This window comes from Leptospira wolbachii serovar Codice str. CDC, from assembly GCF_000332515.2.
In the GTDB taxonomy this organism is placed as follows: domain Bacteria; phylum Spirochaetota; class Leptospiria; order Leptospirales; family Leptospiraceae; genus Leptospira_A; species Leptospira_A wolbachii.
On the sequence record NZ_AOGZ02000014.1, the window covers coordinates 1,238,358 to 1,249,877 of the forward strand.

At 39.7% G+C, this 11,520-nt stretch carries 9 protein-coding genes and 2 tRNA genes; 7 read left to right on the forward strand and 4 right to left on the reverse strand.

The genetic code is table 11. The annotated features are described in order from the left end of the window. Positions 1–4 precede the first annotated feature (4 nt). Both LEP1GSC195_RS11205 and LEP1GSC195_RS11210 read left to right on the forward strand, forming a co-directional pair. A complete protein-coding gene (locus LEP1GSC195_RS11205) occupies positions 5–715 on the forward strand; it encodes an LIC10920 family plasminogen-binding lipoprotein (RefSeq protein WP_015682391.1) in 711 nt (236 codons plus the stop codon). Positions 716–738: 23 nt separating this feature from the next. Beyond that, positions 739–2,940 carry an ATP-binding protein gene (locus tag LEP1GSC195_RS11210; RefSeq protein ID WP_015681558.1) on the forward strand — a complete coding sequence of 734 codons (2,202 nt, stop codon included), beginning with the start codon at positions 739–741 and terminating at the stop codon, positions 2,938–2,940. Here the strand turns inward: LEP1GSC195_RS11210 and LEP1GSC195_RS11215 are convergent, their stop codons facing one another. From LEP1GSC195_RS11215 to LEP1GSC195_RS11230, 4 genes are read right to left on the reverse strand one after another with little or no spacing between them, the layout of a single operon-like run. After that, positions 2,941–3,894 (reverse strand): polyprenyl synthetase family protein, encoded by a 954-nt coding sequence (locus LEP1GSC195_RS11215; RefSeq protein WP_015681313.1) that lies wholly within the window; start codon positions 3,892–3,894, stop codon positions 2,941–2,943. A 3-nt stretch (positions 3,895–3,897) separates the two neighbouring features. After that, positions 3,898–4,791 carry a transglutaminase-like domain-containing protein gene (locus LEP1GSC195_RS11220; RefSeq protein WP_015682642.1) on the reverse strand — a complete coding sequence of 298 codons (894 nt, stop codon included), beginning with the start codon at positions 4,789–4,791 and terminating at the stop codon, positions 3,898–3,900. A gap of 48 nt (positions 4,792–4,839) precedes the next feature. Then, positions 4,840–5,652, reverse strand: a complete 813-nt coding sequence (locus LEP1GSC195_RS11225; protein WP_015682001.1) for a transketolase — start codon at positions 5,650–5,652, stop codon at positions 4,840–4,842. Positions 5,653–5,661: 9 nt separating this feature from the next. Beyond that, the gene (locus LEP1GSC195_RS11230) at positions 5,662–6,051 is read right to left on the reverse strand and encodes a hypothetical protein (protein WP_015681577.1); all 390 of its coding nucleotides are present in this window, start codon (positions 6,049–6,051) and stop codon (positions 5,662–5,664) included. 84 nt (positions 6,052–6,135) lie between these two features. Between LEP1GSC195_RS11230 and LEP1GSC195_RS11235 the strand changes: the two genes are divergently transcribed. The 5 genes from LEP1GSC195_RS11235 to LEP1GSC195_RS11255 all read left to right on the forward strand — a co-directional run bounded on the left by LEP1GSC195_RS11235 (position 6,136) and on the right by LEP1GSC195_RS11255 (position 11,422). Continuing rightward, a tRNA-Thr gene (locus tag LEP1GSC195_RS11235) sits at positions 6,136–6,207 on the forward strand. 15 nt (positions 6,208–6,222) lie between these two features. Beyond that, positions 6,223–6,304: transfer RNA gene (locus LEP1GSC195_RS11240), tRNA-Tyr, on the forward strand. 315 nt (positions 6,305–6,619) lie between these two features. Next, a complete protein-coding gene (locus tag LEP1GSC195_RS11245) occupies positions 6,620–8,671 on the forward strand; it encodes a type I restriction-modification system subunit M (protein ID WP_015681035.1) in 2,052 nt (683 codons plus the stop codon). Beyond that, entirely contained in the window at positions 8,668–9,945 is a 1,278-nt protein-coding gene (locus LEP1GSC195_RS19375; RefSeq protein WP_015682643.1) for a restriction endonuclease subunit S, read from the forward strand. The genes LEP1GSC195_RS11245 and LEP1GSC195_RS19375 overlap by 4 nt, the downstream gene beginning before the upstream one ends. Beyond that, positions 9,938–11,422: an ATP-binding protein gene (locus LEP1GSC195_RS11255; RefSeq protein ID WP_015681585.1), complete on the forward strand. Its 1,485-nt coding sequence runs from the start codon at positions 9,938–9,940 to the stop codon at positions 11,420–11,422. The genes LEP1GSC195_RS19375 and LEP1GSC195_RS11255 overlap by 8 nt, the downstream gene beginning before the upstream one ends. Positions 11,423–11,520 lie beyond the last annotated feature (98 nt).

Genomic DNA, 11,520 nt, shown 5'->3' on the forward strand with positions numbered 1-11,520 from the left:
TGGTATGTTCCGATCCATTGTTATTCTTTTGGCATTTTCCTCAATTTTTCTCGCTTGTGGTTTAAAAAACGAAAACAAAGCGGAAATAACGATTTTACCAGAGGGAGAGGCTTCCCTCTACTTTTTAGGGGAAGTGGATAACGACGTTACAACGAGCTGTGGACAAGCCACTCCCGCAACAACGACTACGACAGGAACTGGAACTACAACCGGAACCACGGGAACTACAACAGGCAACACCAATAACACACGTTTTACGGTCATTTCTCAGTTAATCTTTAAAACAAAAGAAACTCTCAACCTACGTTTTACTTACGACAGTACTCAAATCCAAGGGAAAATCGACCCACAACAGGGTTTTGTCCTTGCGGGTGGAGCTTTCGGAAAAACCGTACAAGGAACACAAGGGACTGTGGAGTGGTTCAACCAAGGGATCAATATTGATACAGCACTCCAAAGTGCACAACAGATATCCTTCTTTAACTTAGAAGTTACACTCAATGGAACTTACAGTACTTCAACAACATCTACAACTTCAGTGCTTAACTCTTGTAATACTCTAGATAGTGTCAATTGTACTTCCGGAACATCCACAACACAATGTTTTACATCTGATAACAAAACTTGTTTAGTGCAGAACACGAATACAGATGCAAAATCGGTTATCATTCGCGGAACATTAAAATGTAACGCGCCGAATATCGTTCCACAATAAAATCCAAACAACGATCTTTAAGATTGTATCGATTCTTCTTTTGCCTTTTTTTTCTTCCCCTTTCGCTTTGGGCGGAAGGTGGTGTAGGTCTTTGGCATTTAGGAACAAACCCAAATACCAAACTATCAGAGCTTAGTTCCAAGGACCACAGTTCCCTCTTCTATTTCGGATTCACAAAAGATAGCCACTATTACCAAATTGATTTAGACGAAAGCCCTTCGAGATACTTTCATTTTGAAAATGGAATGATTTCTGAATTGGATTACGAGTTATTTCAAGATGGAAAAAAAATCTCTGAAATCAAAACTGGATTGGTTAGAAAAAAACTACCTGAAGTATCTTTTACAGGTGGATTTGTATTTCCTGCGAAAGAAAAAGGAACTTACCTATTTCGAATTCGATCCGAAGACACTCACAGAATCAATTTTCGAATCCGCGACGAATTCAGCTTATTACAATATACGAAATCCATTTCTCTTTGGCAAGGTTTCTACTTTGGACTTTGTATCTTAGTTTGCCTTCTTTCTGCGACTCAATACATCATCCTAAGAGAAAGAATTTATCTATTGTTGACCTTCGCAACAATAACAATTCTATTCACAAATGTTCTTAGATCGGGCCTCTTTTATGAATATGGTTTTAGTAACTGCGTTTGGTTTTATCGATATGTTCCTGGTCTTGTCTCTTTAAGTCCTTTTGGGCTCGTTCTTTTTTTGCGTGAGTTCATTCAAACAAAACAAAAATATCCCAATGCAGACAATTACATCATTTTCTACGCCTATTCTTTGTTTGTTTCCATTTTCATAGTTTTGATAGACTTGCAATTATACTTTCGATTCATATATGCGAATAGCCTAATGTTATCAACTGCAAATTTCGGTTTTGCAATTTACTGCATGATTAACAAAAAAGAAAATGCGAACGTTTTGTTTTATGCATTTTTGGTTAGGCAGATCAGCACAACATTACTAATTTTTGCCAATCTTGGATATTTACCTTCTTTTCCATTCTTAAGTTCTGCAAATGAAATTGGTGCCGCCGTACAGATGACAATCTTTACGATTGCGATTTCTAAATTTCAAATTCAGAACCGTATCAAAAAAGAACAAACTGTAACCAAAGAAAATGCAGAATTGGAAACAATGGTTTTGGAACGAACCAAAGAGATCCAAACCCAAAAAGAAAAATTAGAAAAGGCATTATTACAAATCAGTCATACAGAAAACCAATTAGTATTTTCAGAGAAGATGTCTGAACTGGGAAAACTTGTAGCAGGTGTAGCACATGAAATCAACAACCCGCTAAGCGCCATCAAAGCCTCAATAGAAACCTTAATTGAATCCAAAGACAATGAAATTAAGAATTTAGGCTCCAAAGAAAATATATATTCATCGTTGGATCCAACTGAAATAAAAACCATCAAACAAATTCTCACCTACCAATCTGATTTTGGTCTCGTAGCAAGTTACACGGAACGAAAAGACAAAAAGGCAAGTCTTAAAAAAGTCTGCAAAGACAATGGCTTAGAACTCGAGGAAAGTATGTTGGAAAGGTTTTTGGATGTTGGGATTACCAAGTTATACGATGAAGAAATAGCCTTACTGAAATCCGGACAAGAAAAACTTTCTAATCTAATTTTTGAAGAAAAAAACTTCAAACTCCACTTGTCCATCATTCAGATCGCAGTAGATAGATCTTCGAAAATCATCTTAGCTCTAAAAAACTTTTCTCGTGTGACAAAAGTAGAAGAAAGAAGGATATTTACTCTTCTAGAAAATATTGAAACAGTGCTTACCATTTATCAATATAAAATGCGAGGAAAAGTTTCCCTTAAGAAAACATTTTTAACAGATGCGACGATCCTGGGTTGGCCAGAAGATTTAATTCGCGTTTGGACAAATTTGATTTTGAATGGATTGGAAGCAATGAACCAAAAAGGAAACCTTATGATCACTACAGAAAAAAAAGGTGGTTTGGTGGAAATCAAGGTGATAGACAATGGTCCAGGTATCTCATCAGAAATTCAGAATAAAATCTTTGATCCCTTCTTTACCACCAAAAACCACGGCGAAGGAACGGGAATGGGGCTGGGAATTACAAAATCAATTATCGAAAAACACAAAGGAAATATATTCATAGAATCAGAACCGGGTAGAACTTGTTTTTCCATCCAACTTCCGATCATTGAGTTTATAGATCCCAATGAACCATTCTCGGAAGATTGATTAAGTAAGCCGATCGAGTTGTTCTACAAATAACTGCCGTTCGGAGCTATTTGGAAATTGATTTAAAAAACCCAGCAGATAGTTTTTTTCTAAACTGAGTTCTTTGTGCAACATTGCAGAAATTTTTTTAGATTCCATCAAACCAAGAATATAGGATTCATCAGAGGAATTTCTTTCTTCTTTTTTGAACACAGATTCCAATTTTCTTTTTTCCATAAGCCCTAGATGGTTGCGAAGGACAAGAACAGGATAAGTAAATAACCCATTTTTGAAATCTTTTAAAAATTCCTTACCACTTGTATTTGAATCTACAAAATAGTCTAAACAATCATCTTTCTTTTGGAAGAGTTTACCCAACCTAACACCGAAATCACGAACGAGAGATTTTTCTTTTTTGGATTTACCGGCAAGGATCGCTGCCGATTCCGTACAAACTCCAAAAAGAGAAGCTGTTTTTCCATAAATAATAGAATCGTATATTTTTAAGGATATCTTAGGGTTTTTTTCCCATTCCATCTGCAAGAGTTCACTTACAGAAAGATCCTTTAATACTTGTGAAAAAATTTCCATAAGTTCCGGATTTCCAAGGGAGTTGAGCCGACTGATCCCACAAGCTAACAGATAATCGCCGGCAAGGATGGCCGTCTTGTCTCCAAACAAAGATCCAATGGTTGGTTTGCCACGACGGATGGGCGCATTATCCACCACATCATCATGCAGTAAACTAGCAGCGTGGATAAGTTCGGCAACACTTCCTACATCTAGCCAATTTTTATCTTTTACATTAAGGAACTGACAAAATAGATAATGAGAAAAGGGTCGAATCCGTTTTCCACCAGAAGTGATTACATGTTTTTTGATTTTTTTAAGAACGGGAATATCTTCTTTAATGATTCCATCCAAATTTTTATCAAACTTAGCTAAGATGGATTGGATTCGAAGATTTGATTTCATTCGTTATTCCACATGAGTGGATCGGCTTTCTAGAATCTGCAGGTGGTCCTTAATTGTATTCTCCATTTCTTTGGTTTGGTTGTCCCTGTAGATATGGATGAGATTTCTGCACATACGTTTGATCATGGAAAGTGTAGAAGCTTTTGTAAAATATTTTGGTGAATTGGTGTAGCCATTCGCTTCCAAAAACTTTTCACAAGTGAACTTATCTAACAAAACACCACCATGAAATGGATCAATATAGGTAAAGTAACCTTCCGATTCATATTGTAAAAGAAAATGAAGTGGGAGATTGGTTCCGTAGAGTGGAAGGCCCAATCTTTGACCAACTAACAAATAAACTACGGACAAAGAAATAGGAATTCCTAACCTGCTTTTGATTACCTGAAATAAATAAGAATTACCGGGATCATTATAGTTCTGAATATTCCCAACAAAACCTTCTTCCTGAAATAAAACCTGGCAAAGAATTTGGACTTTAAGCTCATCAGTTAGATAACCGGAATGGTCATCATACAACTCAGATACACGAAGTGCAATTCGGTCCAACTCATGTTTGATCTCTGCATAGTTTTGATCAGGAAAACCAATGCTAGACAACTGTACCGCCATCTCTTCTAAATCTTTATAATGATTTGTATTCCCACGTAACGTGAGTTTGAAGAAGGAATGACGTAGTCTATGACGAGTGATTTCTGATTTTAAATTGCGAGCTTGGACGCGAAGGTAAGGATCTTTTACTTCATCCAAAGCAGATTCCAATTGGATCTGCCATGGAATTCGAGAAGCGATGAGTTTTAATAAAAAACGTTTTTTTTCAGGAGGGGCAACTTCCCAATCATACAATAAACGAGTGATATCGTCCGGATAAAAGTCTGGAAAGGAAGTTTGTCCCATGCAAAAACTATCTGTATAAAAACAAAAATGTCAATCGAATCTAAAAGATTATGCTAATTCCGCAAGTGCTTGCGCTTCTTGTTCTTTGTTCGGAGGAGTTCCGTGCCACTTAGGATTGTTTTCCATATAAGAAACACCTTTTCCTAAAATAGTTCTAAACACAATGAGAGTTGGTCCGCCTGTATGTTGTTTCGCTTTAGCAAAAGCAGCAAAAATATCATCCATATTATGTCCGTCAGCATTGATTACGTTCCAACCGAACATTTCGAACTTTTTATCCAAAGGTTCTAACTTCATTACTTCTTCTGTGTTTCCGTCGATTTGGATGTAGTTACGATCCATAAAGGCAATGAGGTTATCTGTTTTGAAGTGGACTGCTGATTGTGCCGCTTCCCAAGTCATTCCTTCGCCACATTCACCGTCAGATATGCATGTATAAATTTTATATGTCTCTTTTTTTAGTTTCGCACCGAGCGCCAAACCAACAGATACTGATAAACCTTGTCCAAGAGATCCGGAACTAGATTCGAGTCCCTTCATATAACGAGTGGAAGGGTGGCCTTGGAGATACGAATTGATATTACGAAATGTAAGTAAATCTTCTACAGGGAAATAACCGGAAAGTCCCATGGATGCATACCGAACCGCACAAACGTGGCCGTTGGAAAGAATGAGCCTGTCTCTTTCTGCCCACTCAGGATTTTTAGGATCATGATTTAAAATAGAAGTATAGAGTGCAGCATAGATATCAGCAAGTCCAAGAGGACCACCTGGGTGACCAGAGTTGGCAGCCGTAACCATTTTGATCACTTGGATTCGAATATCTTTTGCAAATTTTTTTGCGACTTCAATTTTTTCCATGAACATTCCTTAAAGCGGTTTTGATTGAAATAAAAACAGACCGGAGATATAAACAATCGTGTACAATGGCAAAAAGATGTAATGCAATTTTACGTGTAAGTTTCGTTTTCTTTTCCATCCCAAATAACCCATACACAACATAAGAATTAGGGCTATGGCTGCAAAAAAACGGTGGGTGTGAATGATGATTTCAGGCGCCGTGGGATAAATTTGGTGTTCCGCAATACCACCTAACAAATATTTCATGCCGAGCAAATAGACAGCTGCGGAGAGATTTGCCAAAATCCCAAGTGAATTGAAAACCTTGTGCCGTTTTTGGTCAGTCTTTCGAAAGAAATAACCCAAATAGAATCCAATTATGGAGATCGTCATGAGAGAATTGACTAAAAACAGTGCCATCTCCTGTCATTCTGAAAGAATCCACCTGCGCTCAAAGAATTTTTATTTGACCTTAACTGCATTTCCCAAAAATTGGAAATGCATGCCGCCTTAGCTCAGTGGTAGAGCAGCTGTTTTGTAAACAGCCGGTCGGAGGTTCAAATCCCTCAGGCGGCTTCATGCAACTTCTTCGGGTAGGTACTCAAGTGGCCAACGAGGGCAGACTGTAAATCTGCTGGTTTTACCTTCGAAGGTTCGAATCCTTCCCTGCCCAAACTAAGTTCCTTTTCAACGGAACAAATTTCCCAACTAACAACTGATCGAAGGATTCGAATAGAACCCGAGCGACTGCGACAATAGGAGCAGTTTCCGCACGATGCGGAAAAGCGAGCGGTGACGGGCCCGAGCGAGCGAAGCCAGGATGGCGGAGCGAAGGGTGGGCGAATCCTTCCCTGCCCAAACTAACATCTGTTTACTTGTAAACCACTAATCAGCCCATCTAAAATCTACTTGCAAAGACATCTAATGTCCCATTCTCTCTAAGTCAATACTTGGTATTTTCACACGATTTAGAATTTAGGGAGAATTCATGAATAAAGAAGAACTCAAAAAACTAGAGGACAAACTTTGGAAGTCGGCAGACACGCTTCGAGCCAATTCGGATATGAAGGCTTCTGAATACTCAACTCCTGTTTTAGGTCTTATTTTTCTAAAATTTGCTGATAATAAATATAGTTCTGTGGAAAAAGAGATCGAAGCGGAATTTGAATCTCTTAAAAAATCAAGAATATCCAAATCAAAAGCAGAAATAGCAATTGCCAAATGTGGTTTTTACCTACCTGGCGAAGCTCGTTATGATTATCTATTAGGACTGGAAGAATCAGAAGATTTGGCGTTAGCAATCAAAAATGCGATGGCGGCCATTGAAGCACACAAACCAGAACTCGAAGGAGTATTGCCAAAGGAAGAATACTCACGTCTCAATCGAAAAAAAGATAGTTCGGGGAATCTAACTTATGATAACTCAATCCTGATACGATTATTAAAAAATTTCAAGGACATTCCAAAAGACGCAACAGGCGATATCTTCGGTCAAATTTATGAATACTTTCTCGGAAACTTTGCCCTTGCAGAAGGACAAGGCGGAGGAGAATTTTTTACTCCTAGGTCTGTTGTTCGTTTGATGGTAGAAATCATTGAACCAAAGGAAGGAAGAGTCTTTGATCCGGCATGTGGATCTGGCGGTATGTTTGTCCAATCGGCTCATTTTGCAGAGTCCCATAAAGCTGCTGGAAATCAGTCTGATTTTTATGTGATGGGCTGTGAAAAAACAAGAGAAACAGTAAAACTTGCAAAGATGAATTTGGTTGTCAATGGTCTGAAAGGGACAATTGAACAGGCGAATAGTTATTACGAAGACCCGCATCAAAGTTTTGAAAAGTTCGATTATGTATTTGCCAACCCGCCATTTAACGTGGATGATGTGAACCTTTTGCAAGTGGAAAAAGACCCTCGTTTCAATGCGTACGGTGTACCAAAAAACAAATCGGCTATCAAATCCAAAGACAAAGGAACTGTCACCGTTCCCAATGCCAATTATTTATGGATCAACCTCTTTGCCAGTTCCCTAAAACCAAAGGGCCGCGCTGGCCTTGTCATGGCAAACTCGGCCTCAGATGCAAGACATAGCGAAGCTGAGATCCGCAAAAACCTGATCCAAAACAATTTGATTTATGCGATGGTGACTCTACCATCTAACTTATTCTATACGGTGACATTACCTGCCACACTTTGGTTTTTTGACAAAGCCAAAACATCCAAAGACATCCTTTTTATCGATGCACGAAATATCTTTACACAAATTGACCGGGCTCATCGTGAATTTTCCGAAGAACAAGTGCAAAACATTGCCACCATTTGTCGATTGCAAAGGGGAGACAGAGCCTCCTTTGTCCATCTGGTGCACGAGTACCTAGAAAAAGGTCACCTAGGCCTAAAAGAACACAAACAAAAATTAGCAGATGCCTTCCAACAACTCAAAGGGCAATTGAAAGCGAATCAATCCAAGGAAAGTTTTGAGGAATTGGGACTTATCAAAAATATGGAAAAAGCCCTCTCTCTTTTAGAATCCTACCAAAAATCTGTGGATTTGGCCTCGGTAGACAAGGCAAACAAAGCACAAAGAAAACTCATCGAATCCATCACACCCGTCTTTACTGAGTTACACGAAGTGATGAAGTCCGTGGACAAGGCTGTCCGCCATTTGGAAAAAGAAAATAACAAATCTAAGGATTTAAAAAACTTAAAAACCGAACTCGAAATTCTCCACAAAGAAGCCAAGGCCAGCGAATATTATTTTGGACATGTGGTATGGCTAGAGGAACGATTCCCCGAAGCCAAATACGAAGATGTAACAGGCCTTTGCAAATTGGCAAATCTAACCGAAGTGGAAGAACAGGAATACTCCCTGAACCCTGGCCGTTATGTGGGGGTCGTCATCGAGGAGGATGGAAAAACCGAAGAAGAATTTATCTCGGAGATGATGAGCCTCCAAGAAACATTGGAAACCTTAAATAAGGAAGCCCATGGTTTGGAATCCATCATTGCCAAAAATATCCGTTTGGTGGCCGGGGAAGTATGAAGGATTGGGAATTTTTTAAAAATAGCGAATTAATTTCAGAAAAGATTCTTGAAATAGGTGATGGTTATAGAGCAAAGAATACGGAATTTGCGAATGAAGGACTACCTTTTGCGCGAGCAGGAAATATAAACGATGGATTCCAATTTATCACGACCGACTTACTTAATCCTAAAAGTGTTCTTAAAGCAAGAGAGAAAATCTCAAAAGTTAACGATTGCGTTCTAACTACCAAAGGCACATTTGGAAGGGTTGCTTACGTTCGAAAAAATACACAGACCTTCGTTTATTCTCCGCAATTATGTTACTGGAGATCGAACGATCAATCTAGATTAAATTCCAGATTTCTTTTTTATTGGCTTCAGGGTCCAGAGTTTCTGATTCAAGCAAACCAAATTAAAAGTTCTACCGACATGGCGGATTATGCCAATTTAACGGATCAAAGGCAAATGGAAATCCACCTCCCTCCCCTCTCCATCCAAAAAAAAATCGCCGCCGTTCTTTCCGCCTATGACGACTTAATCGAAACCAACGAACGCCGCATCCAAATCTTAGAAACGATGGCGGAAGAATTGTACAAAGAATGGTTTGTACGATTGCGATTTCCAGGACACGAAACAACAAAGATCGTCAAGGGTGTGCCGGAAGGTTGGGAGGTGAAGAGGGCAATAGATATATTTAATATTCTCGGTGGCGGAACACCAAATACGGACAGGCAGGAATATTGGAATGGAAATATTCCATTCTTTACTCCGAAAGATTCACACCAGGGTTACTTTTGCATGGTTACAGAAAAAGGGATTACTCCTCTTGGTTTAGAAAATTGTAATAGCAAGCTTTATTCAAAATTTACTATCTTTATAACAGCGCGAGGTACTGTGGGTAATATTTCATTACCATGTAAACCGATGGCGATGAATCAATCCTGTTATGCTCTCGTTCCAAAGGAAAATGATAATCTTTATTTTCATTTTCTTGCATTAAAGAATTCAGTTGATGTTATCAAAGGTCGATCAAACTCGGGAGTGTTCGATAACATAATTACTGACAGCTTCAAAGTTTTCGGATATTTTATACCGGACGATTCGACGTTAAAAATGTTTAGCAATATAATTAATCCTTTTTTCATTCAGCTAGAAAATCTACTTAATGCAAACTCCCTTCTCAAAACCTCCCGTGACCGCCTACTCTCTCGTTTGGTGTCGGGGAAAATTGACCTTTCTAATTTGGACATCCAATTCCCACCGAGTATGAAAGAGGAGATCAACCATGGTTGAACTGTCTCCTCTCTATTTACATGGACTTGTGGGAGAGCTCACCGCTTTGCCACGGGAGACAGAATGGTTGGAGTTCAAAACAAATGACGACAGGGAGTCGGAAATTGGGGAGTACATCTCGGCCCTTGCCAATTCAGCTCTGCGACTCGGAAAACCCAAAGCCTATTTGGTTTGGGGAGTGGAAGACGGCACCCATCAAATGGTGGGAACAAACTTTCGACCTACTGCCAAAAAAGTGGGAGGAGAAGAACTTGAGAATTGGCTTTTGCAAAGGCTCTCTCCTAGGCTTTACTTTCGTTTTTATGAGTTAGTTGTTGATGAGAAACCAGTCGTTTTACTAGAAATAGACCCGGCATATGGCCACCCCGTCCGTTTCTTAAATGAAGCCTATATCCGAGTGGGAACTTACAAAAAGAAGTTAAAAGAATTTCCCCTGATGGAAAAAGAAATCTGGCGGACACTGGACAAAACTCCTTTCGAAACCCAAATTGCCGCAGAAAAAATTTCGGGAGATGAGGTCTTAAAGCTTTTGGACTTCACCTCATACTTTGATTTGATGCAACTTCCACTTCCTGACGGGAACCATGCTATCCTAAATGCTTTAAAAACGGAGTCCCTCATCCTAGATTGTCCCGCCGGTGGTTATAATATAACCAATTTAGGAGCCATTTTGTTTGCTAAAAAAATAAGCGAGTTCCCTTCATTCAAACGAAAGGCACTGCGCCTTGTCCAATACAAAGGGAACGACCGCATCCAAACCCAAAAGGAACAAGACGGAACCAAAGGGTATGCCACTGGGTTTTCGGGGTTAATGGACTTTATCAAAGCAATGCTCCCCGCAAACGAAGTGATAGGTGAAGCCCTTCGCACAGAAACTCCGATGTATCCAGAAGTCGCCATCCGTGAGTTAGTGGCCAATGCCCTCATCCACCAAGATTTTTCTGTCAAAGGGGCAGGTCCTATGATTGAAATTTTTTCGGATCGGATGGAGATCACAAATCCAGGGACGCCTTTGGTTTCCGTGGATCGATTTTTAGACTCGCCACCTAAGTCGCGTAATGAGATACTTGCCTCACTGATGCGGCGACTTGGAATTTGTGAAGAACGTGGCAGTGGGATCGATAAAGTGGTGTTTGAAACCGAGTTCCATGGACTCCCTGCACCACTCTTCGAAGTTCCCGAAGAGTCCACACGTACCGTACTCTTTGCACACAAAGACTTTGATGCCATGACCAAAGACGATAAAGTCCGCGCCTGTTACCTGCACGCTTGCTTACAGATGGTCAAACGAGAAAAGATGACAAACAAATCATTACGAGTTCGGTTCGGACTAGAGGAATCTAAGAACTCTATCGTGTCTCGTATCATTGCAAACACAATCGAAGCAGGACTTGTAACCCCAGACCCCATGTCAGAATCAAGAAGAGATTCTGCTTATGTCCCCTTCTGGTCGAGTTCTAAGGAGCTCGGAACCTAAATGAAATGTGATTTCGCCCATTTGCAAAAACACAGGTTGGGAATGGGATTTCCATCCTTAGTGTGCATAAATAGTGTCCGAATGGCGCATTCAGGCTC